Annotated in this window: 21 protein-coding genes; 15 read left to right on the top strand and 6 right to left on the bottom strand. The window is 60.3% G+C overall.

Annotated elements, in window-relative coordinates:
• Positions 1 to 22: 22 nt before the first annotated feature.
• Together A3OQ_RS0108120 and A3OQ_RS21715 are read right to left on the bottom strand one after the other, a co-directional pair.
• Positions 23 to 913 carry an FkbM family methyltransferase gene (locus A3OQ_RS0108120; RefSeq protein WP_020174880.1) on the bottom strand — a complete coding sequence of 297 codons (891 nt, stop codon included), beginning with the start codon at positions 911 to 913 and terminating at the stop codon, positions 23 to 25.
• On the bottom strand, positions 913 to 3,216 hold the full coding sequence (locus A3OQ_RS21715) for an O-linked N-acetylglucosamine transferase, SPINDLY family protein (protein WP_020174881.1): 2,304 nt from the start codon (positions 3,214 to 3,216) through the stop codon (positions 913 to 915). The genes A3OQ_RS0108120 and A3OQ_RS21715 overlap by 1 nt, the downstream gene beginning before the upstream one ends.
• A gap of 179 nt (positions 3,217 to 3,395) precedes the next feature.
• Here A3OQ_RS21715 and A3OQ_RS25190 point away from each other — a divergent pair, with 179 nt between their 5' ends.
• The gene (locus tag A3OQ_RS25190; RefSeq protein WP_280109791.1) at positions 3,396 to 3,527 is read left to right on the top strand and encodes a hypothetical protein; all 132 of its coding nucleotides are present in this window, start codon (positions 3,396 to 3,398) and stop codon (positions 3,525 to 3,527) included.
• 115 nt (positions 3,528 to 3,642) lie between these two features.
• The gene (locus A3OQ_RS21720) at positions 3,643 to 7,941 is read left to right on the top strand and encodes a beta strand repeat-containing protein (RefSeq protein ID WP_152428359.1); all 4,299 of its coding nucleotides are present in this window, start codon (positions 3,643 to 3,645) and stop codon (positions 7,939 to 7,941) included.
• 514 nt (positions 7,942 to 8,455) lie between these two features.
• Here A3OQ_RS21720 and A3OQ_RS0108140 read toward each other — a convergent pair.
• Complete coding sequence (locus tag A3OQ_RS0108140) at positions 8,456 to 8,950, bottom strand: YciE/YciF ferroxidase family protein (protein ID WP_020174884.1); 495 nt, start codon at positions 8,948 to 8,950, stop codon at positions 8,456 to 8,458.
• Between the two features lie 458 nt (positions 8,951 to 9,408).
• On the opposite strand from A3OQ_RS0108140, the gene A3OQ_RS24825 reads away from it, so the two are divergent.
• The 7 genes from A3OQ_RS24825 (at position 9,409) to cyoD (ending at position 14,742) form a co-directional block, all read left to right on the top strand.
• Entirely contained in the window at positions 9,409 to 9,591 is a 183-nt protein-coding gene (locus A3OQ_RS24825; RefSeq protein ID WP_152428360.1) for a hypothetical protein, read from the top strand.
• An 83-nt stretch (positions 9,592 to 9,674) separates the two neighbouring features.
• Positions 9,675 to 9,863, top strand: a complete 189-nt coding sequence (locus tag A3OQ_RS0108150; RefSeq protein ID WP_020174887.1) for a CsbD family protein — start codon at positions 9,675 to 9,677, stop codon at positions 9,861 to 9,863.
• 165 nt (positions 9,864 to 10,028) lie between these two features.
• A complete protein-coding gene (locus A3OQ_RS21735) occupies positions 10,029 to 10,385 on the top strand; it encodes a hypothetical protein (RefSeq protein ID WP_200859994.1) in 357 nt (118 codons plus the stop codon).
• Between the two features lie 344 nt (positions 10,386 to 10,729).
• On the top strand, positions 10,730 to 11,683 hold the full coding sequence (gene cyoA, locus A3OQ_RS0108160; protein ID WP_083931665.1) for a ubiquinol oxidase subunit II: 954 nt from the start codon (positions 10,730 to 10,732) through the stop codon (positions 11,681 to 11,683).
• A gap of 1 nt (position 11,684) precedes the next feature.
• Positions 11,685 to 13,700: a cytochrome o ubiquinol oxidase subunit I gene (gene cyoB / locus A3OQ_RS21740; RefSeq protein WP_020174890.1), complete on the top strand. Its 2,016-nt coding sequence runs from the start codon at positions 11,685 to 11,687 to the stop codon at positions 13,698 to 13,700.
• A complete protein-coding gene (gene cyoC / locus A3OQ_RS0108170) occupies positions 13,697 to 14,368 on the top strand; it encodes a cytochrome o ubiquinol oxidase subunit III (RefSeq protein WP_020174891.1) in 672 nt (223 codons plus the stop codon). The genes cyoB and cyoC overlap by 4 nt, the downstream gene beginning before the upstream one ends.
• The gene (gene cyoD, locus A3OQ_RS0108175) at positions 14,365 to 14,742 is read left to right on the top strand and encodes a cytochrome o ubiquinol oxidase subunit IV (RefSeq protein WP_020174892.1); all 378 of its coding nucleotides are present in this window, start codon (positions 14,365 to 14,367) and stop codon (positions 14,740 to 14,742) included. Before cyoC ends, cyoD begins: the two co-directional genes overlap by 4 nt.
• A 9-nt stretch (positions 14,743 to 14,751) precedes the next feature.
• Here cyoD and A3OQ_RS0108180 read toward each other — a convergent pair whose 3' ends face one another.
• The 3 genes from A3OQ_RS0108180 to A3OQ_RS0108195 form a co-directional block, all read right to left on the bottom strand.
• Positions 14,752 to 15,087, bottom strand: a complete 336-nt coding sequence (locus A3OQ_RS0108180) for a hypothetical protein (RefSeq protein ID WP_020174893.1) — start codon at positions 15,085 to 15,087, stop codon at positions 14,752 to 14,754.
• A 157-nt stretch (positions 15,088 to 15,244) separates the two neighbouring features.
• Entirely contained in the window at positions 15,245 to 15,439 is a 195-nt protein-coding gene (locus A3OQ_RS0108185) for a hypothetical protein (protein ID WP_152428361.1), read from the bottom strand.
• A 308-nt stretch (positions 15,440 to 15,747) separates the two neighbouring features.
• The gene (locus A3OQ_RS0108195) at positions 15,748 to 16,017 is read right to left on the bottom strand and encodes a hypothetical protein (RefSeq protein WP_152428362.1); all 270 of its coding nucleotides are present in this window, start codon (positions 16,015 to 16,017) and stop codon (positions 15,748 to 15,750) included.
• Positions 16,018 to 16,297: 280 nt separating this feature from the next.
• Between A3OQ_RS0108195 and putA the strand changes: the two genes are divergently transcribed.
• The 6 genes from putA to A3OQ_RS0108235 all read left to right on the top strand — a co-directional run bounded on the left by putA (position 16,298) and on the right by A3OQ_RS0108235 (position 25,172).
• On the top strand, positions 16,298 to 19,375 hold the full coding sequence (putA, locus tag A3OQ_RS0108200) for a bifunctional proline dehydrogenase/L-glutamate gamma-semialdehyde dehydrogenase PutA (protein ID WP_040580775.1): 3,078 nt from the start codon (positions 16,298 to 16,300) through the stop codon (positions 19,373 to 19,375).
• Positions 19,376 to 19,576: 201 nt separating this feature from the next.
• Positions 19,577 to 20,236: a GntR family transcriptional regulator gene (locus A3OQ_RS0108205; protein WP_020174898.1), complete on the top strand. Its 660-nt coding sequence runs from the start codon at positions 19,577 to 19,579 to the stop codon at positions 20,234 to 20,236.
• Between the two features lie 906 nt (positions 20,237 to 21,142).
• Positions 21,143 to 22,099 carry a cytochrome c oxidase subunit II gene (coxB, locus tag A3OQ_RS0108220; protein WP_040579948.1) on the top strand — a complete coding sequence of 319 codons (957 nt, stop codon included), beginning with the start codon at positions 21,143 to 21,145 and terminating at the stop codon, positions 22,097 to 22,099.
• A gap of 28 nt (positions 22,100 to 22,127) precedes the next feature.
• Entirely contained in the window at positions 22,128 to 24,095 is a 1,968-nt protein-coding gene (gene ctaD / locus A3OQ_RS0108225; protein ID WP_020174901.1) for a cytochrome c oxidase subunit I, read from the top strand.
• On the top strand, positions 24,088 to 24,714 hold the full coding sequence (locus A3OQ_RS0108230) for a cytochrome c oxidase subunit 3 (RefSeq protein WP_020174902.1): 627 nt from the start codon (positions 24,088 to 24,090) through the stop codon (positions 24,712 to 24,714). Before ctaD ends, A3OQ_RS0108230 begins: the two co-directional genes overlap by 8 nt.
• A gap of 2 nt (positions 24,715 to 24,716) precedes the next feature.
• Positions 24,717 to 25,172 carry a hypothetical protein gene (locus A3OQ_RS0108235; protein WP_020174903.1) on the top strand — a complete coding sequence of 152 codons (456 nt, stop codon included), beginning with the start codon at positions 24,717 to 24,719 and terminating at the stop codon, positions 25,170 to 25,172.
• The last annotated feature ends 7 nt before the right edge of the window (positions 25,173 to 25,179 follow it).

Consider the following 25,179-nt stretch of genomic DNA (forward strand, 5'->3'; position numbering starts at 1 on the left):
GCTCAAAGAGCGCTAGGCTTCGCTACTTCCAGAAGCCAAGATCCCGGTAATGGCCATCGCGGCCTTGAATATAGACGATCACCTCGTCCGTGGTCAGCATCCTGGCCGGTTCCTGCAGAAACACCTTGTTCGGAAACTGATCTAGAATCGCGCGGAACGTCTCCAGAGAAAATTCTGGCTTTTCGATCCGCCAGAGTTCGAAGATTCCAGCGAAGACGGATTTCCAGATTTTTGGGTCCGTCGATGTCGCGATGGCTTCATCGTGCCCTTGCGTATCCGACTTGTAAAAAATCGGCAGGCCGGAGGCCGCCCATTTTTTACACGCGGCCTTGGCCCCTTTGACTTCGATCGTCGTTTTGTCGAAGCTATCGTCCTGCGGCATCGCCGACTTGTTTAGCGAATAATTTCCGGAGTTCGTCCGGTCGCGATAGAACTCGAGCTTTTCGTCGCGCAAGCCCAAGCCATAATTGTTCTTTTTCAGATTTGGAAAGGCTTGAAGGTTGCGCGTCAGATAGGCAAAATTCTCGGGATCCGGCTCGTATAGAAAGACATCTTGTATCTGTTCGAAAGCCGCAAGCATTTGACGGCTGAAGAGGCCGACGTTCGCCCCTATATCGATGAGCGTAAAGCCCGAGAGCGAAGGCGGGATGACGCGCCGCGCAAATTCGATTTCGAAATAGTCCCAGCTATGCGTGGCGATCGCGGAAGGCGCGATCGCATAATCGAGCGGGACGACGCAAGCGCGCGCCTCATTTGAAAGCCCTTCGCCGACGCGCGGCGGGATAAACAAGCCGGTTCCTTCCTTCGGCTGGAATTCCACATTCCTGACATTGCAGAATTCTTTGAGGAGCTTCACCTCGAGCCTGAACGAGCCGATAAAAGAGTCGTAGACGTCTTGGATTGAAATCGGCATCAGGCTGTGGCTCGCTGCTTCATCGATCGTGGGGGCCGGTTTTTCCGGTTTCGTTTGGCGTTCGGATCATGCGGTTCGACGGCGATGAATCGTGGCGGCTCGCCGGCAAGCCGGATATCCTGAATCTCGCGATAGGCCCGTTCGAGGTTGGCCGCGAACCGGCTCATGTCGAACAAAGGCGCGGTGCCGCGTCCTCTGATGAGCCGATGCTGCAAATCGGCAAGCAGGTCCGGTTCGGACGCGAGACGAACGGCGAGCGCTTCATAGTCCGCGAGCGAATGCGTGACCAATTCTGGCAGACCCGCAGCTCGGAGCAGACTGCCGGCCATGCGGCTCACATAGGTTTCGCCCGCGCAAGTGAGGACGGGCAGACCGACCCAGAGCGCATCGTTGCAGGTCGCACCCGCATTATAGGGATGGCTGTCCAGAAACAGATCCGCCTGGCGCAGACGGCCGAGATAGGCGTCATATTGCGCAACGGGAGCGAAAATAATCCGATCCGCCGCAACGCCGTGGGCTTTTGCCCGAAGGTTGAGATTTGCGATCGTCTGCTGCGATTTGCAGTAGAGCCAGAGCACGCTGTTTTCGACACGACGCAGCAGGCGCATCCAGAGATCGAAGATCTCCGGCGTGATCTTGTTCGGATTGTTGAAACTGCAGAAGACGAAGGCCTCTTCCGGAAGGCCGCATTCGGCCCGCGTCGGTATGGCGCTGGGCACCGGCCGTTGCGGATCGCTCGGCTGGTAGCAGTCGGGCAGATGCACGACCTTCTCCGAGTAGAACATGTGCTGCTCGCGCGGCACGATGAAGGGATCGGCGATCACGTAATCGATGAAGTCGGCGCCCATGCTTCCCGGCCAGCCGAGGAAACTCACCTGCACGGGAGCCGGACGGAGTGTCAGGATCTCTTGCCGCGAACCGATCGTCGGGCCGGTCAGATCGACCAGGATGTCGATTCTGTCCGCTTGGATGCGGCGCGCCGCCTCGGCGTCCGGCATGTGGTGCAGGTCGACAAAGGAATCACAAGCCTGCCGGATTCGTCCGCGCAATAGGCCCGCATCCTCGACGCCAAGCGCATAGCCGATGACTTCGATCTTCGCGCGGTCATGCCGGGCGAAGAGCTCCGGCAGGAGGCGGCCGACGGGATGATCGCGAAAATCCGTGGAGAGATAACCGACCCTGATCTTGCCCGAGGGTTTGGCGTCAGGCGTGGCTTCGATCTCGGTGCCGATTCGCCCGCTGCTCTCGTTGAGACGCTTCATCGCCAGTTTTGCGCAATCGAGCTGCTGCGCCGGTGTCGACGGAAAGCTCATCAACAGCAGCATGAAGATTGCCTCTTTCTTCTGCGCGATGAAATCGATCAGCTTGTGATGATCCGCGTCATACTCGCTCCAATCACAGATATGCCGCCTTATCTTGACGAGTTCGACGATGGCGTTGTCGAAATCGGGCTTGATCGCGATCGCCTGTTTCAAGGCGGCGGCGGCTTCGTCGAACTTGAATTGCTCCTGCAGCCCGGCTGCGAGATTGCCCAGGGCCGCCGCATAGTCGGGCTTGATCGCGAGCGCCTTCTCATAGGCGGCGACGGCCTCGTTGACCTTGCCCTGCCTTTGCAGCACGACACCGAGATTGCAAAGAATCTCCGCATTGTCGGGCGCCAGAGCGGCGGCGCGCAGGCTCATCGTGGCGGCTTCGGCGAAATGTCCGGCGGCGGCGAGCAGAGTCCCCAGATTGGAAAAAGCCGCGGCATGATTTTGGTCCAACGCGACCGCATGCCGGTAATTTCTGATGGCTTCCTCGGTCCATCCCAAAGTGGCGAGCGCGCGCGCCATGTTGAAATAGGCTTCGGCGAAATCGGGTTTGAGGACGAGCGCTTCCCGAAATGCGAGGATGGATTGCGCCAGCCGCCCCTGTGTCGTGAGGATCAGGCCGAAATTGTTCCACAGATCGGCGCGAGCGGGCAGCAAGGGGATGACTTGACGATAGACGTCCGCCGCTTCGTCGAATGCCTGCGACATTTGCAGGGCCGCCGCAAGATTGAGATGGGCGTCGGTGTAGAGAGGGTTAATCGAAATGGCGCGGCGGCAGGCGAAGGCGGCCTCGGCCGGAACGCCGCGCGCGAGCAGCGCCAGTCCGAGGTTGGACCAGCTCTCGGCATGGGATGGTTGCAGCTCGCAGATCTGTCGATAGAGCTTCTCGGCGTCTCGTAGGCGCCCGGCCCGATGATGATCGATCGCCTTGGTGAAAAGCTTGTCGGCCGGCGCGATCTTTCGCGGGTGCGCCGTTGCTTGAGATCTGGCCATACCAATCCGCTCTTTCGCCAGCTTTTGGGCGCGACGAAGCTTGCCCCGGAGTCTGTCCGACTCGGCTCAAGCGGAATTTTTCAAACGGAGCTGGTCCGAAGCTGGGGCGCCGCAGGGTATCCCCCCGAAAAGACCGATAGTTTACGTTTTGTTAAAGAGATGGAGCGAGACTAGGTCACGTGAGGTCGACTCTTAGTTCGATCGAGCATTCGCGACAGATCGGGGTAGATGATCTACTGCCGATGACCTTGGAAGATCACACGATCTCTCCAGCGGCCATGTATGGCGCGACGGTGTCCGGCACGCATTAGCAACGCGTGTATGGCCTTTTGAAGCCGGTCCCGGACCAGCTTCAACGTCCATAAACGCAACCACACCGTCCATGACGTTATCGTCCGCCACATGCCCCTGGTGAGGAGTTAAACTGTGACCTCCATTATTTCGTCGTTGTCGAATACTCAGATCGCAGCTCTCTCCACGAACGTGATCGCGGGACTCACCACAGCCGATATCGCCGCCATCAGCACATCGCAGGCATCGGCCTTAACATCCAACGAGATCAAGGCCCTCTCCACGGCGAATGTGGCGGCCCTGTCATCGAGCCAAGTCGCGGCTTTTTCGCCGAACGTCATCAGCAGCCTTTCTCTCGGCCAGATCGTCGCGCTCTCGACAAACGTTGACAATCTAACGACGGCGGAAGTTTCCAAGCTGACCTCGACGCAAGTCGGCGGCCTTTCGACGGCGCAGCTCAACGGACTGGGCTCGACGCAACTGAATTCGCTTTCCGTCACGGCGCTTCTCGGGCTTGTCGTGTCCAACCTGTCGACGGCGCAGCTCCAGAGCCTTTCGACCGGTGTAGTCGCAGCCCTTTCGACCACCGCTGCTCAAAGCCTGACGACGGCTCAATTCGCGGCCTTGACGACATCTCAGCTCGCGGCTTTGACGACCAAGCAAGTTGATGCCCTGACGACGACGCAGCTCCAAGGTCTGACGACAGCGGAATTCAACGCGCTCTCCACGGCGGCTCTGCACAGCCTGACGACGGCAGAGGCGGCTGCCTTGACGACGTCTCAGCTCAACAATCTGACGACGGCCGGCCTCGCAGCGCTCTCGACCGCCGCTGTCCACGCTCTGTCTTGGACCCAATTGGGCTCCTTGACGACAGCCGACGTACAGCTCCTGAGCTCGGCCCAGGTCGCGGCGCTCTCGACGAGCGTCATCCAGAATCTGGGCCCGACACAGGTCGGCGTCTTCACGACATCTCAGCTCGCCGCTCTGACGACGGCGCAGGTGAATGCCCTGTCAACGACGCAAGTCCAAGCCCTGACAACAACGGAATTGAACGCGCTTTCGACGGCGGCCCTGCATAGCCTGACGAGCACGCAGGGCGGGGCTTTGTCCACGCAGCAGCTTGCCAATCTGACGACGGCAGGCCTAGTGGCGCTCTCGACCGCCGCGGTCAAGAACCTGTCTTCGGACCAGATCGGCGCCTTGACCTCGAGCCAGCTCCCGCTCCTGACGACGGCGCAAGTCAGCGCCCTGACGACGGCGCAGATCCAAGCTCTGACGACGACGGAACTGAACAGCCTCTCCACGTTCGCCCTGCATAGTTTGACGACGGCACAGACCGGGGCCTTGTCGACGGCACAGCTCGCCAATCTGACGCCGACAGCTCTCGGGGCGCTCTCGACCGTCGACATCCATGCTTTGTCTTCGACTCAATTCGGAGCCTTAACGTCGGCCAGCGTCCAGCTCTTGACCTCAACGCAGATCGCGGCGCTCTCGACCAGTGTGTTGCAAAATCTGACGTCGGCGCAGGTCGGCACCTTCACAACCTCTCAGCTTGCGGCTCTGACGTCGCCGCAGATCGGCGCCCTGCCAATCACCACGCTGACGACGGCTGAACTGAACTCTCTCTCCACGGCGGCGCTGCACAGCCTGACGACGGCACAGGCGGCGGCCTTGTCGACGGCGCAGCTTGCCAATCTCACGACGGCGGGTCTCGCGGCGCTTTCAACCGCCGATGTCCACGCCCTGTCCTCGGCTCAATTCGGCGGATTGACGACGGCCGAAGTCCAGCTGCTATCCTCGACACAGATCGCGGCGCTCTCGACCGGCGTCGTGCAAAATCTGACGTCGGCGCAGGTCGGCACCTTTACGACATCTCAGCTCGCTAATCTGACCACTGCGCAGGTCAATGCCCTGACGACGGCGCAGGTCCAAGCCCTGACGACGACGGAACTGAACGCGCTCTCGACGGCGGCCCTGCACAACCTGACGGGCGGGGCGACGGGACAGGCAGCAGCCCTGACGACGGCGCAGATTCAAAATCTGACGACGGCGGGCGTCGCAGCGCTCTCCTCGGGGGCCGTCCAGGCCCTGACGACGGCGCAAATCGGTGCTTTGTCGACATCGCAGTTCGCGGCTCTGACGACGGCGCAGGTCAGCGCCCTGACGACGACGCAGGTCCAAGCCTTGACGACGGCGGAACTGAACGCTCTCTCCACGGCGGCTTTGCACAGCCTGACGACGGCTGAGGCGGCTGCCCTTACGACGGCGCAGATCGCCAATCTGACGACAGCCGGTCTCGCGGCACTTTCGACTGCCGATGTCCACGCCCTGTCTTCGACCCAGTTCGGCGCTTTGACCACAGCCGACGTTCAGCTCCTGAGCTCGGCGCAGGTCGCAGCGCTCTCGACCGGCGTCGTGCAAAGTCTGACGACGGCGCAGGTTGGCACCTTCACGACGTCTCAGCTTGCTGATCTGACGTCGACACAAATCGGTGCCCTGACGACAGCGCAGGTCAATGCCCTAACGACGACGGAACTGAACGCGCTTTCCACGGCGGCTCTGCATAGTCTAACGGGCGGAACGACGGGACAGGCATCAGCCCTGACGACGGCGCAGATTCAAAATCTGACGACGGCGGGTCTCGTGGCCCTCTCTTCAGCGGCTGTCCAAGCCCTGACCACCGCGCAAATCGGTGCTCTGTCTACATCCCAGCTGGCAGCTCTGACGACGGCGCAGGTCAGCGCTCTGACGGCGACGCAGGTCCAAGGTCTGACGACGGCGGAACTGAATGGTCTCTCCACAGCGGCTCTCCATAGTCTGACGACGGCACAGGCCGCGGCCTTGGCGACAGCCCAGCTCGCCAATCTGGCAACGGCTGGTCTCGTGGCGCTTGCAACCGCTGATATCCATGCCCTCTCCTCGACCCAGTTCGGAGCCCTGACCTCCGCCAGCGTCCAGCTCTTGAGCTCGGCGCAGGTCGCAGCTCTCTCGACGAGCGTCGTGCAAAATCTGACGACGGCGCAGGTCGGCACCTTCACGTCATCTCAGCTCGCCGATCTGACGACGGCGCAGGTCAGTGCCCTGACGACGACGCAGGTCCAAGCCTTGACGACGGCGGAACTGAATACGCTCTCAACAGCGGCGCTGCACAACCTGACGACGGCGCAGGCGGCGGCCTTGTCGACGGCGCAGCTTGCCAATCTCACGACGGCGGGTCTCGCGGCGCTCTCGACCGCCGATGTCCATGCCCTGTCCGTGGCCCAGTTCGGCGGCTTGACGACAACCGAAGTGCAGCTCTTGAGCGCGGCACAGGTCGCGGCGCTCTCGACCGGAGTCGTGCAAAATCTGACGTCGGCTCAAGTCGGCACCTTCACGACGTCTCAGCTTGCTGATCTGACGTCGACGCAAATCAATGCCTTGACGACGGCGCAGGTCCAAGCTCTGACGACGACGGAACTGAACGCGCTTTCCGCGGCGGCTCTGCATAGTCTGACGGGCGGGACGACGGGACAGGCAGCGGCCCTGACGACGGCGCAGATTCAAAATCTGACGACGGCGGGTCTCGTGGCGCTTTCCTCGGCGGCTGTCCAGGCCCTGACCACGGCGCAAATCGGTGCTCTGTCGACATCTCAGCTCGCGGCTCTGACGACGGCGCAGGTCAGCGCCCTGACGGCGACGCAGGTCCAAGGTCTGACGACGGCGGAACTGAATGGGCTCTCCACAGCGGCTCTCCATAGTCTGACGACGGCACAGGCCGCGGCCTTGGCGACAGCCCAGCTCGCCAATCTGACGACGGCCGGTCTCGCGGCGCTTTCGACCGCCGATGTTCATGCCCTGTCCTCTGCCCAGTTCGGCGGCTTGACGACAACCGAGGTGCAGCTCTTGAGCTCGGCGCAGGTCGCGGCGCTCTCCACAGGCGTCGTGCAAAATCTGACGACGGCGCAGGTCGGCACCTTCACGACGTCTCAGCTCGCGGATCTGACGGGCACGCAAGTCGCCGCCCTGACGACGACGCAGGTCCAGGCCCTGACGACAACGGAACTGAACGCTCTCTCCACCGCGGCTCTGCACAGCCTGACGAGCACACAAGGCGCGGCCCTGACGACGGCACAGCTCGCCAATCTGACGACGGCGGACCTCGCCGCGCTCTCGACCGCCGCGGTCCACAACCTGACTTCGACTCAGGTCGGGGCCTTGTCGACAGCCCAGCTCCAAATCCTGACGACGGCACAGGTCGCAGTGCTCTCGACCGGTGCCGTGCAAAGTCTGACGACGACGGATATCCAGGCTCTGACGACAAGCGAAGTGCGCAGCCTGACGACCGCGCAGATCGCCAGCCTGACATCCGCGCAGGTCGGCGCATTGACGTCATCGCAGGTCGCTGCCTTGACGCCAACACAGGTCGGCGCCTTCACCTCCGCCAACTTTGGTTGAGATCGAAGCGCAACCCCATAAGAGACCACGATCCGCGAGAGCTTAAATCGAGCTCTCGCGGCACGGCCCATCAGATTTCAGGAGTCTCGACGAAGCGGCGAGCAAGCGCCGATCTGGCAGGTTCAGCTATATAAAATCCGCCTCCCTGGCGGCCTTCAAGACGGAAACGATGGACTCGAATGAAATATGTCCATGTCCGGAAAAGGCGGCCATGAAAAGAAGAGCGAAGGCCGGCGGAAGCAAGACCAAAGCCGTCGAAATGAAAGCGGGACCAAGGGCCTCGAGGCGCTGACCGATTTCGTAGAGAGGCAATCCGGCGGCTTGCCTGTGCGCTGCTTGCGTCGGCAATGACGTGGGCATGGAAGTGACCTTGGAACGATGAAAGACCGTGGTCGATAAGCCGCTAGGCGCAACGAAGATCCGCCGCGCTAATCCCGCTCCTTGCGCATTATTCCCATAGTTGCGAGTGCGGCCAGCTCTCGAACCGACCGCACCCGACATTTGGACGCTTAGCTCACGCGGCTTTCAGATTGATCTTGTTGCTCGCAAGCTTGGAGAGCAGCGTGTCGGTCTGCTTCTCTTCGGCCAGGGTCGCATCGAGAAGCCGTGCGGCCTCCCTGTGCCCGAGCTCTTGCGCCCATTTCTTCAGCGTGCCGTAGCGGCTGATCTCGTAATGCTCGACGGCCTGAGCCGCGGCGATAAGGCCAGGATCGAGCGCCTCCGTGCCGCCGAACTCCTCCATGATTTCCTTGCCTTCATTGAGCATGCCCATGATGGCGTCGCAGGTCTTGCCGCGTGGCGCCTTGCCGATCAGTTCGAACACCTGGTCGAGGCGCTCGATCTGACCCTCGGTCTGCTCGCGGTGCAGTTCGAAGGCCTGCCGCAATTCATCCGACTGTGCCTTCTTTGCCATTTTGGGAAGCGCTTTCAGAATCTGCTTCTCCGCGAAGTAAATGTCCTTGAGCGTTTCGAGGAAAAGATCGTTCAGGTCTTTCGCTTGTGCTGCCATTGTTGCCTCAGGTCGTGGGATAAACAAATCCGTTTGCGCATCGCGCGGATTCGAACGCGAGAACGTTCTCGCGTCACAACCGTGACCGTCTTCGGAAGTTCCAGCGCAATCGAGGTGTTACGCATGTTTCACGATGTTTGGCAGACGCGAAGAATCGATTCTTCGTTTCAATGGAACTTAGAGTCATGGCCGAGGTTATGGACCTACATTTTAACCGAAGAAGGAGAGTCAACATGGGTCGCGGTATTTTGCTTTGGCTGCTTGGCGTGCCGATTCCGATCATTATTCTTCTCGCATTTCTGCATCACTAGAGCATCGCACCCAAATCAGGGAACCCGTGCGGGGGGAATCCGATTGGCGTCGATAAAGACGCCGATATGGCGACGGACGCTTTCAAGCAAAGCGTCCGGTTCTCCCGTCGGTTCACCCACGGCGGAACTCAAACTGATGAGAAGGCCATGACACATTTGCAGACACATTCGCAGCCGGAAACACATCCGCAGCCAACGAAAAATCTCGTCGAAGCCAGACAGGGCGAGACCACTGGCCATATGCGTTGGGTTCTCGGGATATCGCTGTCCTTGGCCATCGTCGCCTTGGGCGTGATTTATCTGTGGTTCTTGCACGGACAGCATGCCTAAACGCTGCGCTTGATCTTCGATTAAATGCGGAACAAGCGCGCGTCGGCGACGTTGGCATTCGCAACTTTGAAAAGGAACGCACAATGGACAAGGATCGTATCGAAGGCTTGGCCCGGGAAACCAAGGGCGCTGTCAAGGACGCCGCTGGTAAGGTGACCGGCGACGCCAAACTTCAGGCCGAGGGCAAAGCCGACAAGGCTGCTGGCAAGGTGCAAAATGCTGTCGGCGGCATGAAGGATGCTGCGCGCGACGCGGTTAAGAAGTCGAGCTGATGCAGCTCACGCACAGAAGTGCATAATCTTGCGGTGCAGCAAATAATTTAAAAAGCCCTGGTGTAATTAACCGGGGCTTTTTCATGCTGCCGACGCGGATCCTCGATCGGGAACTGTCGCGGTTTTGAATCGTTTGGCAAATCGGACTGATCAGAGGAGAGTTGCATGATTAGACCGTCACTGAAGAAAATCGGATTGGTAAGTGCTGCCGCGCTGATGCTCGCCGCAGGCACGATCTCGATGTCAACTCCCGCCGATGCATTTGGCCGCGGCGGCTGGGGTGGCGGTTGGGGCGGCCGCGGTTTTTACGGCCGCGGTTTTTACGGCGGTGGTTGGGGTGGCCGCGGTTGGGGCGGCGGCTGGGGCTGGGGCTTGGGCGGACTAGGTGCCGGCCTCGCGCTCGGCGCCATAGCGGCCAGCGCCGCTTATCCGGCCTATCCCTACTACTATGGCTATCCCTACGGATACCCGTATCCCTACGGCTATCGCTATCCTTATGGTTATTACCGCGGTTATTGGTAGCGGCTTCTTGCCTGGACGGGCGTCGAGCCCGTCCAGTTCGTCGTTTGAAAACATTTTTTTAAAACGTCTTTGTGAACTTGAGCCAATCCGTCGCGCTTCAGGCCGGTTGATCTTTCGGACCGCATCTCTCCTGACCGGCAAACCATTTCTCACCAGATGCTTGCATTCGCGTTCGAGCGCGGCATGCCATCGAGATGCTCCAGGCGCATTTATCGCGCGTCGGTTTGCCTCACTGTGTGGGAATCCGCATTGTGCCAATTACGCAATCGCAGAGCTTTTGACATTTGAGCTTTTGAAAGTTCAGATGATCTGTGGACATCGTCACGGAACATCGGGCCGGCGTAATGCGCGAGCGAAATTATAAAATCATTCCCCCAGATCCGCTTCGGTCGCATTTTGGGATTATATGGAATCGGTGCGGGCGCATCGCCTTCGTCACGGCCGGTGCGATCGGCCTTTCGGGATGCAACACCGGCATTTTCGATCCGGTCGGCCCCGTTGGTTCCGCTGAAAAATCGATCCTGATCGACTCCCTCGGCATCATGCTGGCCATCGTCCTGCCGACGATTGTTGCGATCATTGCTTTTGCCTGGTGGTATCGTGCCTCCAACGGGCGGGCCCGCTACCTTCCGGATTGGGAATATTCCGGCCGCATCGAAATGGTGGTCTGGGGCATCCCTCTGCTTGTCATCATGCTGCTCGGCGGCGTGGCGTGGATCGGATCGCATGATTTGGATCCTGCCAAACCTCTCGCCTCCTCGACGAAGCCTGTCGAAATACAGGTCGTCTCGCTCGATTGGAAATGGCTCTTTATCTACCCGGACCAGAAGATAGCGAGCGTCAACGAGCTCGTCGTGCCGGTCGGCACTCCCATTCATTTCTCCCTGACGTCCGCAAGCGTGATGAGCGCCTTCTTCATCCCGCAGCTCGGCAGCATGATCTACACGATGAATGGTATGACGACGCAGCTCAATCTGCAGGCCGATCGCATCGGCATCTTCCATGGCCTGTCTGCGCATTACAATGGTGACGGATTCTCGGACATGCACTTCGACACGCGCGTCGTGAGCGCGGCTGAGTTTTCCGTCTGGGCTCAAAAGGCCGCCGGCAGCATGCTCGCCCTCGACGATCAGAGCTATGGAGAGCTGTCGAAGCAGACCATGCATGTCACGCCGTTCACGTTCAGATTAGAGAACCCCAATCTGTTTCATGAGATCGTGACTCAGACATTGCCGCCGGGGCCAGGCCCCGATCTTGAGCAGCCGACGGCGTCCGTATCGCCGCGAAGCGGAGGCTAGTATGTTTGGTAAGTTGAGCTGGGCGGCGGTTCCCTTGGATCAGCCGATCCCGATGATCACATCGGCCGTTATCGCGTTCGGGATCATCGGTATTCTGGCCTGGATCACCCTCAAAGGTTATCTGCCCTATCTGTGGCGCGAGTGGATCACGAGCGTCGATCACAAGCGCATCGGCGTCATGTATACGCTGCTGGCGATGGTGATGCTGCTGCGCGGCTTCGCCGACGCCATCATGATGCGGTCGCAACAGGCGCTGGCCTTCAATTCTCCGGGCTATCTTCCGCCGGAGCACTATGATCAGGTCTTTTCGGCGCACGGCACGATCATGATCTTCTTCGTGGCGATGCCCTTCGTGATCGGATTGATGAACTTCGTCGTGCCGTTGCAGCTCGGCGTTCGCGACGTCGCCTTTCCGACGCTGAATTCGGTGGGTTTCTGGCTGACCGCAACCGGCGCGCTGCTCGTCAATATATCGCTCGGCATCGGCGAGTTCGCGCGTACCGGGTGGCTGCCCTATCCGCCGCTGTCGGAACTCACTTATTCGCCCGGCGTCGGCGTCGACTATTATCTGTGGTCGCTTGAAATCTCGGGCGTCGGCACTTTGGTGGCAGGCATCAATCTCGTCACCACCGTACTGAAATTGCGGGCGCCGGGCATGAATTATCTGCGCATGCCGATGTTCTGCTGGACGACGCTTGCCTCGAACCTTCTCATCGTCGCGGCCTTCCCGATCCTGACCGCCACTTTGGCGATGCTCATCCTCGACCGCTATCTCGGCTTCCATTTCTTCACCAATGAAGCCGGCGGCAACATGATGATGTTCATGAATCTGATCTGGGCCTGGGGACACCCGGAGGTCTATATTCTCATCCTGCCCGCCTTTGGAATCTTCTCCGAAGTCATCGCGACATTTTCCAGAAAGCCGCTGTTTGGATATCGCTCGATGGTCGCCGCGACCATGGTGATCTGCATCTTGTCCTTCACGGTGTGGCTGCATCATTTCTTCACGATGGGCGCAGGTGCCGATGTCAATGCGATCTTCGGCATAGCCTCGATGATCATCGCGGTTCCAACCGGCGTGAAGATTTTCAACTGGCTGTTCACGATGTACGGTGGCCGCGTCCGTTTCACCACGCCGATCCTGTGGTCCATCGGTTTCATGATCACCTTCATTCTGGGCGGCATGACAGGCGTGCTGCTCGCTGTCCCGCCGGCCGATTTCCTGCTTCACAACAGTCTGTTCCTCGTCGCTCACTTTCATAACGTCATCATCGGCGGCGTTTTGTTCGGCGCCTTCGCGGGCTACACCTATTGGTTCCCGAAGGCTTTCGGGTTCAGGCTCGACGAGCGCCTCGGCCATGCCGCCTTCTGGTGCTGGATCGTCGGCTTCTACGTCGCCTTCATGCCGCTCTATGTGCTCGGCTTTCTCGGCATGACGCGGCGGATGCAGCATTATGACGTGCCGGAATGGCATCCCTGGACGATCGTCGCCGTGTTCGGCGCGCTATTGATCTTGATGGGAATCATCTTCCAGATCCTCCAGCTTGCCTATAGCATCAAGCATCGCGAGGAGCTTCGCGACGTTACCGGCGATCCCTGGGATGGCCGCACCCTCGAATGGGCAACGGCTTCGCCGCCGCCCGTATTCAATTTCGCCTTCCTGCCGGTGGTCACGGGCGAGGACGCCTACTGGCGTATGAAGCAGCTTGAGCGCGAGCAGGCACAGCCCGCCGAAGAGCCGATCTACGAAGCGATTGAAATGCCGCGAAACTCGGCGACCGGATTTATCTGCGCTTTCTTCGCGACGATCATGGGCTTCTCGCTGATCTGGCATATTTGGTGGCTGGTCATCGCAAGCGCGGTCGGCGCTTACGCAACCTTCGTGGTCTTCGCCTGGCGCGATCACGATGAATATCTGATCCCGGCCGAAACCGTCGCGGAGATCGATCGCCCCAACCGGCAGGCCCGCGCCGCGGCATTCCAAGATTTGACCCACGAATTGAGCCCAACGTCATGACCGCTGTACCTTACGCATCCGGCGACGCCGATCCCTACCGCGCCGCCCCAGAGCGTGGCCCCTATCAAGGCGGCCATGCGGTGAGCCATGGCCATGGTGGCCTGGCCTTCAAACGTGTCGTCACGGGCTATGGGTTCTGGATCTTCCTGCTCAGCGACATCATCATGTTCTCGGCCTTCTTCGCGGCCTATGCCGTCCTGGTCGATCAGACGGCGGGCGGGCCGACGGGAAAAGAGCTCTTCGATCTGAATAATGCCGCTGTTGAAACGGCATTTCTTCTGGCGTCGAGCTTTACATGCGGGCTCGCGAGCATCGCTGCGGAGCACCGCAGCAAAAGCTGGTTCTACGGCGCGATGGCCGTGACGGGCCTGCTCGGTGCGGGCTTCCTGGTGCTTGAGGTGACGGAGTTTGCAAACTTTGTCGAGCAAGGCGCGGGCCCGACTCGAAGCGCCTTTCTGTCGGCATTCTTTACGCTCGTCGGATGCCATGGCCTGCACGTCTCGGCTGGCATTCTCTGGCTTCTGACAATGATGGCGCAAGTCTTCGCCAAAGGCTTTCGCGCCGATATCGAGCGGCGCATCCTGTGTTTCGCGCTATTCTGGCATGCGCTCGACATTATCTGGGTGGCGCTGTTTACGGTCGTCTATCTGATGGGAGTGACGGGATGAGCGAAGGGTTCAATACTGTCCCAGGCGACGACGAAGCCGACGCCGGCAGCGTTGCCGGTGCCGTGCGGACTTATCTCGTCGGACTTGGGCTCGCGGTCCTGTTGACCGTCACCTCTTTCTATGTGGCAAGCACCAATCTCGTGTGGGGGCCGAGCATACCCGTGGCGCTCGTCGTGCTCGCGATCGCGCAGATGGGCGTGCATCTCGTGTTCTTCCTGCACATCACCACGGGACCGGAAAACACCAACAACGTCATGGCGCTGTTTTTCGGTGTCCTGATCGTTTTTCTGGTGATTGGAGGCTCCTTGTGGATCATGGCGCATTTGAACCAGAACATGGTGCCGATGGATCAGTTGATGCAGATGCAGCGCTGAGCCAATGATTTACACCGAGGCCGACATGGCGTTATCCGCCGGAGACGAGGGCTCCACATACAAAGCCATCTCGTAACTTACGCCGGCGGCCTTGCCCAATTCATTGAAGATCGAGCGCTCGTTCCACATCTGGAGAAAAAGCTGAGGGCTGGGCGGCAGGCCGTCCAAGCCATGCTGCCCGCTGGCGCGATGCGCGTTCTGCTCGACGCGAAGCGCTGCTTCCATGAGTTTTTGCAGCGAGTGGAAGTCTTTCGTTTCGACGCAGATATCGTGCTCCAAGCACTGCGCCATCCAGCGGCCCTCGCTATAAAAAACGATGATGCGAAGATGCAACGGCCGATTCATGTGAGCCTCCCGAACGAACCACATGAATCAATGCGCAGAAATTCTCAAAATTTGTCTCGACCGAACCTGTAAAGTTTAAATCAGGTTGCAACGGTCTTCCGTCGAAGCCACTCTGCGGAGGCGACGGAGCGCGGGCGGATGCGATCCGGCCGCCCGGTCAATAGGCTACGCCGACGACCGTGGACAATGTCCTGGCTTCAGCCGCCACCGCGGCCGGCCCGGCAAACTCGGCTATCCGAATCGAGGCGGCGCGGTGGTCCGCGGACCTCTGTTGAGCCGAGGCCGGCAGGGCGGCGGCGCTGGTGAGAGCGAGGGCGGCGGCACCTGCTAAGGCGATTTTCGATACAGCCATCATTTCGATCCTTGAACTCTTTAACTACGGTTGCGATTGAGTGGTTAACGCGCGACCGATGAGAAGGTTCTGGTCAAGCCGGGAGGCCGGGAGCCGCTCGGACCGGGATTTCACAGGCCGTCTCGGTACGCTGTCATGGTTTTCGTCCTGGCGCTGACAAAGCGCCGAATGGCGCGCAAAGCTCTTGCAATCAGCCTTCGCCGCGCGTTTTGCCTGTCGTCCACCTCGGCTTTGATTTGCTGTAATGCATCCATCACGTCCCATTTCATGAGACGCGATTTGGTTCCAGCCTTGCCACGGCTTGCGGTCTACCTCGGTTCAGGCGTTGCTCCGATTGAATCGAGGCAGTCTGCGACCAAGCCTGAATCGATTTGCGGATCGATCCAAAATCCATAGCGCTTGGCATCTCCCTCCGGTGCGTCAGCCGCTTCGTCCTTCACCGGTTTGGCGCTCCATAAATTCGGGCAGAGCCGATCGAGTTGCAGTTGCGCCTCTCGGAGTTCTTTGGTGGTCACATAAAAATAGATCCGCGGTACGGCCTCGTCGTAGAGGCGTGCGTGATGATTGATGACGGGCATTTGCACTTCCGATGGATAAAGCGGCGCCGAGTGGGCCGATCGAGCATCGCCCATCATAGCTGAAATCAGCGCAACGGCCCAATAAGGTGCTGTCATCGGGTTTTGGGCGTGCCGTGGCTGTCAGGCGGTGTATTCCGGCCTGTCGCAATCTAAATATAGGCTCAGACCGCGGCCGATCATATGGCCTTGCGCAGGGCGCACGATTCGATTGAGGATCGCAAGGCGCCCCGAATGGAGTGCCGCCTTGTCGAAGCCGCTTGAGATTGACCGCGATCGAGCGATGCCGCTTTTTGCCGCGCCTTACGCCGAGGCGGATGAGGCCATTGCGCCGAGGCTCCTTGCGGCGACGGATATGGACGCCGCGGCACTCGCGCGGGTCGATGCTTTGGCTTCACGGCTCGTTTCGGCGATCCGGTCTCAATCGCCACGGCTCGGCGCGCTCGAAGATTTTTTGCGCGAATATTCGCTTTCGACCGATGAAGGCCTGGCGCTGATGGTGCTCGCCGAAGCGCTGCTGCGCGTGCCGGACGATACGACTGCCGACCGGCTGATCGAAGACAAGCTCACGCATGCGACCTTTGCACGCCACGCTGCCGTTTCCGATGCGCTTCTCGTCTCGGCTTCCGCCTGGGCGCTCGGTGTTACCGCGCGCATGTTGCAAAAGGGCGAGACGGCACAAGGCATCGTGGCTTCGCTCGTGCGGCGGATCGGAATGAGCGCGCTGCGCCCTGCGGCACGTCAGGCGATGCAGATTTTGGGTGCGCATTTCATTCTCGGCCGCAACATCGAGGAGGGGCTCGCGCATAGCGCCTCGGGCGACGGCAGGCTTTATCGCTATTCGTTCGACATGCTTGGCGAAGGCGCGCGCACGAGCGCCGATGCGGTGCATTATATGGATGCATACCGCCATGCGATCGAGACGATCGGGCGTGAGTCAGGTACTGCGTCTCTGCCGCAACGCCCCGGCATTTCGGTCAAGCTTTCGGCCTTGCATCCGAGGTTCGAGCTTCTATCGCGTCTGCGCGTCATGGACGAGCTTGTGCCGCGTCTAGGCAGCCTGGCGCGGCTTGCTAAGGACCACAACCTGAGTTTCACGGTCGATGCCGAAGAGGCCGACCGTCTCGAACTTTCGCTGGACGTGTTCGCCGCTGTTCTCGCCGATCCTGCCTTGGCGGGCTGGGACGGTTTCGGCCTTGCCGTGCAAGCCTATCAAAAGCGCGCAGGCGCGGTGCTCGACTACGTCTTCGATCTGGCGCGGCGCCATGACCGGCGCTTGATGGTGCGCCTCGTGAAGGGCGCCTATTGGGATACGGAGATCAAGCGCGCGCAGGAGCGGGGTCTCACCGATTATCCGGTCTTTACGCGCAAGCCGATGACCGATCTCAACTATCTGTCATGCGCGCGCCAGCTTCTCGACGCGCGCGGCCATATCTTCCCGCAATTTGCGACGCATAATGCGCTGACTGTCGCGAGCATCGTGGAATATGCGGGCGGCGTCGATGGCTATGAGTTTCAGCGCCTGCATGGCATGGGTGCCGATCTCTTCAAAGCGTTGCGCTTGGACTTTCCCGATGCGGCCTGCCGCATCTATGCGCCGGTCGGCACCTATCGCGATCTCCTCGCTTATCTCGTACGCAGGCTCCTGGAGAACGGCGCCAATTCGTCCTTCGTCGCGCAAGTCGGCGATCCTTCGATTCCCCTCGATATACTGTTGCGACATCCGCAGACGGCAATCGGTGCCGGGATTTTCCGCGCATTGCCGCTGCCGGAGGATATTCACGGACTTTCGCGCAAAAGCGCGCGAGGTTTCGAGTTTGGCGCGCGGCAGGAGCTCGATGCGCTTTGCAAGGCGGTGGGCGAGGCGCCGGGATTCTACAGCGTCGCGTCGATCGTCGCGGGCGGCGCGACGCAGCAAGGACCTTCCCGGCCCGTTCTTTCGCCGATCGACGGCAGCATGATCGGCGAGGTCGGCGAAAGCTCGCCCGATCTGATCGATCGCGCGATGCGGGCCGCTCAAGACGCCTTCAAGCTCTGGTCCGCGCGTCCGGTCGAAGAGCGTGCTCTCTGTCTCGATCGCATGGCCGATGGGTTGGAAGCCGAGCGGTCGCGCTTCCTCGCGCTTCTGCAAAGTGAAGCGGGCAAGACGCTCGATGATGCGCTGGGCGAGCTGCGCGAAGCGGTGGATTTTTGCCGCTATTACGCGGCGTGTGCGCGGCATCTTTTCTCTACGTCGGAGATCATGCCGGGGCCGACAGGTGAAGAGAATCGGCTGACGCATTTCGGCCGCGGCACTTTCATCTGCATCAGCCCGTGGAATTTTCCTCTCTCGATTTTCCTCGGACAGGTCGCAGCCGCCCTCGTTGCCGGCAATGCGGTTATAGCAAAGCCTGCCGAACAGACCCCGCTCATCGCGTCGGAAGCGGCTTTGCTTCTGCATCGCTGCAGCGTGCCGGGCGCCGTCTTGCAGCTCCTGCCGGGCGATGGCTCCACTGGCGCCGCTCTCGTCGCATCGCCGCATATCGCAGGCGTCGTCTTCACCGGCTCGACGGAGACGGCCTTTGCGATCAATCGCGCGCTCGCCGCCAAAGATGGGCCGATCGTGCCCTTCATCGCAGAGACGGGCGGCATCAATGCGATGATCGTGGATGCGACGGCTTTGCCCGAGCAAGTCACCGACGATGTCATTGCGTCTGCCTTTCGTTCCGCCGGGCAGCGCTGCTCGGCCTTGCGGCTTCTTTGCGTGCAGGAGGATGTCGCCGATCGCGTGATCACCATGATCGCGGGCGCGGCGGCGGAACTGGTGGTCGGCGATCCGCGCGATCTGTCCACTCACGTCGGCCCGGTCATCGATGCGGCCGCGCGGGACGCGCTTGAAACCCATATCGCAGCGATGAAGCAATCGGCGCGCGTGCATTTCGCGGGCAGCGTGCCGGCGGGCGCGCCCGCGCGCGGCTTTTATGTCGCTCCCCATATTTTCGAGCTGGCCTCGGTGGCCGAACTGGAGCGCGAAGTCTTCGGCCCCGTGCTCCATGTCGTGCGCTACAAGGCTGCCGAACTCGATGCGCTGCTCGATGCGATCGCGGCCAAAGGCTACGGCCTGACACTCGGCATTCATTCGCGCATTGACGCGACGATCGAGCATATTATTGCGCGGCGTCTGGCAGGGAATGTCTATGTCAACCGCAGCATGATCGGCGCCGTTGTCGGCACCCAGCCTTTCGGCGGCTTCGGCCTGTCGGGCACGGGACCAAAGGCGGGAGGTCCGAATTACCTGAAGCGCTTCATGCTCGAAGAAACGGTCTCGATCAATACAGCGGCGGTCGGCGGCAATGCCAGCCTGATGAGCCAGGGCGGCTGAGCTGTTCTGAATCCCTGCCTTCAAACTTCAGACGCCTATGGCCAATTCATCTTGTATGCGATGAGCAATTTTTGTATACAATTTTGAGAGAATACATACAATCTCTTTGGTCCGATGGCCGCCGCAGAGGCCGGGATCGCGACTGACGCGGGATCATGACTGAGATGGCGAAAGCGCTCATGCCGTCGGATGGAGCGATAAATGGCGACGAGGACAGACAAGACGCTGACGCAACAGCTCGCCATCGAGATCGCTGATGCGGTTTTGTCGGGCGAGTTCGCGTCGGGCCAAAAGCTCGACGAGCAAATGCTGGCGCAGCGTTTCAACGTTTCCCGCACACCGGTACGCGAGGCACTACGCCATGTCGCCTCGAGCGGGCTTGTCGAGATCAGGCCGCGGCGCGGCGCGGCGGTGGCCAGCGTCGACAAAAACGATCTCGAAATGCTGTTTGTCGCGATGGGCGAATTGGAAGCCGCTTGCGCACGTCTCGCGGCACTGAGCATGACGCCGATCGAACGCCGCCGCCTGAATGCCCTGCACGATAAAATGGCCGATTACGTCACCGGCGATCTGCCCGAGGCATTCGCCGAATCAAACCTCGATTTTCATACGCAAATCTATGCGGGCACGCATAATCGCGCTCTGGCCGAGATGACGGCCGGCTTGCGCCGCAGGCTTGCGCCCTATCGCCGGGCGCAATTCCGCACGCCCGGGCGGCTGCCGCGCTCGCACGCGGAACACGGCGCCGTCGTTGCTGCGATCCTTGCCGGGCATGCAGCGGGGGCGCATGCCGCCATGCTGCATCATATGACTTTGGTCGAAAGCGCTTTCGAGGAATTTGCAACGGCCGGGGCTGCGTGAAGAAGCTGATCACTGGATGGATCAAGCCGGGGCAGGTCCAGAAGTCGCGCCGCGAATGTGAAAGCACTTCCATGCTCGCAGTCGCCAACACGAATTCATAGGCTTTCCCTCAATCGCCGAGACCCGGCCAGCTCGGCGTGATGGCTGCGACGGCAGAAAGCGCTCTTTTCAACGATTCCTGGGCTTTGCCACAGGAGAGCAGGGGAATCTTTCATAGAAAAATTTGAGGCATATCAAAGCGCCCGTGACGCCAGTCTCTATCTTCGGTAACCGGTCGAAGGGAGAGCGATATGCGCGGAATGTCTTTGGTCTTGATCTCTACGCTGGCGGTTGCATTTTCGATAAGCCCGATTCGGGCTCAGGATGCTGGCGGGATTTCGCAATGTTTGGCCGGCTGCGCCAAGTCCGACAAACCATGTCAGGACCGTTGCGTGCCGGCAGCGGCCATGAATGTTCCGGCCCGTGCATGCGTTGAGACGTGCCGTTTTACGGCCGCCGAACCCGATCTGCTGGTTCGTCTGAAAGCCTGTATCGGCACCTGTCTGGATCAAAACGCGGTAAGCCAATGAAACGATCCGGCGCCTCCAGAGTTGGAAGGCTCCGTTTTATGCCGAAGGCGGCGATCAATCAAAGTGCCGCCTGAGCGGTCGCGCTGCCTGAGATGAGGTCTTGGCTGCATTCTCCGGCCCTTCTTCGGGAGCTGACGGCGCTCATCCGCGAGGATAAGGCTGAAAGCCACGGGCGGCGAGATCAGCGCGGAAGCGTTGCAAGGGCTCAGCATCGATCGCCACGGGCGAGAAGTCTCGCAAACATCCTCTGATCCGGCTTCGCATAGCGGAGCCATTGGCCGGAACCAACCGTCTATAGCGGCGTTACAAGCCCGCCTTCCGACGGAGCGCCGATCGCATGCATGGGTTCCCTCTAAACTATGTGACAAGTGAGGGGACCAAGGCGGCCGCCATTTTGCCGCTGACGAAAGGCGTGACCGCGATTTCGCTGGTTGTCATTGTCATTATCGCCGCTTTGATCCTCACGGCCATATTCCGCCGCAGGGCCGCCGGCGGCCCGCAGGATCTCGTCCAGGATGTGACGCCGCTGCGCTGGATCTATATCGGCACCGGGCTGACGGTCGCTGTTTTGCTCGGCGTTCTGGTCTGGACCATGACCACCGTCGCCGCCGTGGTAAATCCCAAGGATGAGCCCGCACTCTCACTCGATGTTACCGGCCATCAATGGTGGTGGGAGGTGCGCTACCTCGACAAGAATCACCCGTCGAATATCTTCAATACAGCGAATGAAATTCACATTCCGGTCGGCAAGCCCATTCGCATCAATCTGAAGTCGGCCGACGTCATCCATTCGTTCTGGGTGCCGGCGCTCTCCGGCAAAACCGATATGATTCCGGGCCAGGTGAATACGATCTGGCTGCAGGCCGACCGCCCCGGCACCTATCGCGGCCAATGCACGGAATATTGCGGCCAGCAGCACGCCCACATGGGTTTCACCGTGATTGCCGACGAGGCTCAAAAGTTCGAAGCGTGGCGGTTGACGCAAATCAGAGGCGACGCACCGCAAGCGAACGATCCATCGCCCATAGCCGATGGCCGCCAGACCTTCACAACTCATTGCGGCGCTTGTCATACGGTCCGTGGCACGGGCGCCGGCGGCATCGTCGGCCCCGATCTTACTCATATCATGAGCCGCTCGACCATCGCGGCAGGCACTTTGCCGAATAAGCCCGGCTGGCTCGCCGGTTGGATCGCGGATCCGCAACACGTCAAGCCCGGTGCCAAAATGCCCATTCTCGATATTTCGGGCCCGGAGCTCCACGCAGTCACCACCTATCTCGCAACATTGAACTAAGGCTCCACAAACCTCCCAGGAAAGCGCGATGGCAAACCAAGACCTGATGGCCCGGGAGAGTTTAACGGAACTACCGCCGCTGGTCGCGCCGTCGCCGGAGCTCGCGGCGCGGCTGCAGGCGCTGTGGGAAACGGCTCCGGGCTTGCGCGGCTTCTTCATGAGCGTCGATCATAAGGAGATCGGCATCCGCTACATCGTCACGGCCTTCGCCTTTCTGATTCTAGGCGGTTGCGAGGCCTTGCTGATGCGCCTGCAATTGGCAGGGCCGAACATGCGGCTCCTGACCCCGGAGCAATATGACGAGCTCTTCACCATGCACGGCATATCGATGATCTTTCTTTATGCCATGCCGGTTCTCTCGGGCTTCAGCAATTATCTCTGGCCGCTTTTGTTTGGCGCGCGCGACATGGCTTTTCCGCGAGTCAATGCGCTGTCCTATTGGACCTTTCTTTTCGCCGGTCTGTTTATTTATGCCGCCTTCATCATGGGCGTGGCACCGAATGCCGGCTGGTTCAACTACGTGCCTTATACGGCCAAGGCCGCCAACCCGGGCATTAACATCGACTTCTATGCGCTGGGCATGATTTTCCTCGGCATCTCGACGACGGTCGGCTCGATCAATTTCGTCGTGACGCTGATGCGCACCCGTGCGCCCGGCATGTCGATCAATCGCATGCCGGTGATGGTGTGGGGCACGCTCACCGCGTCGCTTGCGAATATTCTCGTCGTGCCTTCGGTCAGCCTTGCCTTTCTGATGCTTTGGCTCGATCGCAATTTCGGCACGCATTTCTTCACCGTGGGCGACGGCGGGCAACCGATTCTCTGGCAGCATCTCTTTTGGATGTTCGGCCACCCTTGGGTCTATGCGATCGTTTTACCGGCGATGGGATTCGTCTCCGACGGGCTGCCGATCTTCTGCCGAAGGCCGTTGGTCGGCTATACGCTCGTCGCCTTGTCGACCGTCGCCACCATGGCGCTCGGTTTCGGCGTCTGGGTCCATCATATGTTCGCGACCGGCATTTCCGACGTCGCGCTCTCCTTCTTCAGCGGCGCATCGCTCGTTATCACAGTGCCGAGTGCCATCGCGGTTTTCTGCTGGATCGCGACGATCTGGGCTGGCCGGCCGGTGGCGACCGCGGCCTTTCATTTCTACGCGGGCATGATTGCGCTTTTCGTGATCGGCGGCGTCTCCGGTTTCATGACGGCCTCCGTGCCGGTCGATTGGCAATTGACCGACACCTATTTCGTCGTCGCGCATATCCACTATGTGCTGATCGGCATCAATGTGTTTCCGGTGATCGGCGCTTTCTACACGTGGTTTCCGAAAATGAGCGGCCGCATGCTCGACGAGCGTCTGGGCAAATGGAATTTCTGGCTCATGTTCATCGGCTTCAATCTCGGTTTCTTCCCGATGCATATCTCCGGTCTGCTCGGCATGCCGCGGCGCATCTATACCTATTCGCCTGACATGGGATGGTCCACGCTCAATCTCATCACGACGCTCGGGTCCTTCCTCTTTGCCGTCGGCGTGTTGCTGTTCATCGTGAATATTGCCGTCAGTTTGCGGCGCGGCGCCATCGCGGGTCCCAATCCCTGGGATGCCGGCACGCTCGAATGGGCGACGTCTTCGCCGCCGCCGCCTTATAATTTCACAGTCATTCCGGAAATCGGCAGCCGACATCCGCTTTGGGAAGACCGGCTCGGCGATCCCGGTGCATCGTCCGTCGCGCGCGGCTTTGCCTTCGACGAGGGCCGCGAGACGCTCGGCACCAGCATGCTCGACAGCGAGCCAGATGCCGTGCTGCGGATGCCTGGCGATAGCTGGCTGCCGTTCCTTTTGGGCCTCGCGTTGACATTCATCTTCATCGGCATGCTGATCCATGTCTGGTGGCTTGCCGGCATCGCACTCGTCGCCTGCGCGATCGTTCTAATTCTCTGGTTGCAGCCGGACTCGTTGCCGCCGCTTATTCCGATCGAGGAGGCCGCGCATGTCTGATGCCGCCGCACTCAAAATAGCCGAGGCCGATCCTGCCGCGATGACTGCGCGTAGGAGAACAGGCGACCTTGGACGCGTCTCCGGCTGGTACGGTGTCAGGTTCATTATTGTGACGGAAGGCTCGCTCTTCGCCTACCTTCTGTTCAGCTATTATTATTGTCTCGCACAGGCCGGCGTGAAATGGCCGGTCGGCGGCCCGCCGCCGCTTACGCTGGCAGCGATCAGCACGCTTCTCATGGTAGCAAGCAGCATCGCTCTGGCATGGAGCCAATGGAGCTTTTTCAAGGAAGCCAAGCCTCGGCCCGTCCCGGGCATCGGGCTCGCGGTCATCTTCGGCGCAGTCTTTCTGAGCCTCCAGGCGCTCGACCTCGCCAAGAAAGTTCCAGCGATCTCGGCCAGCACCTATAATTCCTTTTACGTGCTGCTGGCAGGTCTCGATTTTCTGCATGTCGCCGTAGGCGTTATTGCGCTCGTCGCTTTGCTCACGTGGACCATCGAAGGCCGCATCGTCGGGATCAGAACCTCCTACGTTTTGATCGTTGCCGCCTACTGGCACTTTGTCGTTATCGTCTGGCTGTCGATTTTCGCGACCATGATCCTTCTACCTTATGCGAGTTAGATATGGCGCAAGATGAAACCATAGGCTCTCATGCCGAACATCCAGCCCCGGCGCGGCACGAAGTCGATATCGGCCTGCTTGCCTTTGGACTCATGGGCGCGCCGGTCATTTGGGGCGTGCATTTTTTAGCGAATGTGACCATTGCCAGCCGGGCTTGTGCGTCTACTGCGATGAGTCCATCGGCGTCGACGCATGCGACGCTTTTGGTGATCGATGCTGTTGCGGCATTGGTCGCGCTCGCCGCTCTCTACGTCTCGACGCAGACCTGGCGCTCGACGCGGCATGAAGGTGCCGACACGCGGGCGTCGGGCACAACGCCAGAGCAGCATGCAGCCGAAGTGGGCGAAGGGCGCACGCGCTTCGTCGCACTTGGCGGAATCATGATGAGCACGGTGTTCTTCGTGGCCATCCTCTTCGATACATTCGCGGCGATCGTGGTGACGGCATGCGGAAAATGATGCGCTT

This window comes from Methyloferula stellata AR4 (assembly GCF_000385335.1).
Lineage (GTDB): Bacteria > Pseudomonadota > Alphaproteobacteria > Rhizobiales > Beijerinckiaceae > Methyloferula > Methyloferula stellata.

Excerpts from the sequence above, each read along its gene's own strand:
- A3OQ_RS0108120 (WP_020174880.1), bottom strand. The coding sequence starts at position 913 with ATGCCGATTTCAATCCAAGACGTCTACGACTCTTTTATCGGCTCGTTC.
- A3OQ_RS21715 (WP_020174881.1), bottom strand. The coding sequence starts at position 3,216 with ATGGCCAGATCTCAAGCAACGGCGCACCCGCGAAAGATCGCGCCGGCC.
- A3OQ_RS0108140 (WP_020174884.1), bottom strand. The coding sequence starts at position 8,950 with ATGGCAGCACAAGCGAAAGACCTGAACGATCTTTTCCTCGAAACGCTC.
- A3OQ_RS24825 (WP_152428360.1), top strand. The coding sequence starts at position 9,409 with ATGACACATTTGCAGACACATTCGCAGCCGGAAACACATCCGCAGCCA.
- A3OQ_RS0108150 (WP_020174887.1), top strand. The coding sequence starts at position 9,675 with ATGGACAAGGATCGTATCGAAGGCTTGGCCCGGGAAACCAAGGGCGCT.
- A3OQ_RS21735 (WP_200859994.1), top strand. The coding sequence starts at position 10,029 with ATGATTAGACCGTCACTGAAGAAAATCGGATTGGTAAGTGCTGCCGCG.
- cyoA (WP_083931665.1), top strand. The coding sequence starts at position 10,730 with ATGCGCGAGCGAAATTATAAAATCATTCCCCCAGATCCGCTTCGGTCG.
- cyoB (WP_020174890.1), top strand. The coding sequence starts at position 11,685 with ATGTTTGGTAAGTTGAGCTGGGCGGCGGTTCCCTTGGATCAGCCGATC.
- cyoC (WP_020174891.1), top strand. The coding sequence starts at position 13,697 with ATGACCGCTGTACCTTACGCATCCGGCGACGCCGATCCCTACCGCGCC.
- cyoD (WP_020174892.1), top strand. The coding sequence starts at position 14,365 with ATGAGCGAAGGGTTCAATACTGTCCCAGGCGACGACGAAGCCGACGCC.
- A3OQ_RS0108180 (WP_020174893.1), bottom strand. The coding sequence starts at position 15,087 with ATGAATCGGCCGTTGCATCTTCGCATCATCGTTTTTTATAGCGAGGGC.
- A3OQ_RS0108185 (WP_152428361.1), bottom strand. The coding sequence starts at position 15,439 with ATGGCTGTATCGAAAATCGCCTTAGCAGGTGCCGCCGCCCTCGCTCTC.
- A3OQ_RS0108195 (WP_152428362.1), bottom strand. The coding sequence starts at position 16,017 with ATGCCCGTCATCAATCATCACGCACGCCTCTACGACGAGGCCGTACCG.
- putA (WP_040580775.1), top strand. The coding sequence starts at position 16,298 with ATGCCGCTTTTTGCCGCGCCTTACGCCGAGGCGGATGAGGCCATTGCG.
- A3OQ_RS0108205 (WP_020174898.1), top strand. The coding sequence starts at position 19,577 with ATGGCGACGAGGACAGACAAGACGCTGACGCAACAGCTCGCCATCGAG.
- coxB (WP_040579948.1), top strand. The coding sequence starts at position 21,143 with ATGCATGGGTTCCCTCTAAACTATGTGACAAGTGAGGGGACCAAGGCG.
- ctaD (WP_020174901.1), top strand. The coding sequence starts at position 22,128 with ATGGCAAACCAAGACCTGATGGCCCGGGAGAGTTTAACGGAACTACCG.
- A3OQ_RS0108230 (WP_020174902.1), top strand. The coding sequence starts at position 24,088 with ATGTCTGATGCCGCCGCACTCAAAATAGCCGAGGCCGATCCTGCCGCG.
- A3OQ_RS0108235 (WP_020174903.1), top strand. The coding sequence starts at position 24,717 with ATGGCGCAAGATGAAACCATAGGCTCTCATGCCGAACATCCAGCCCCG.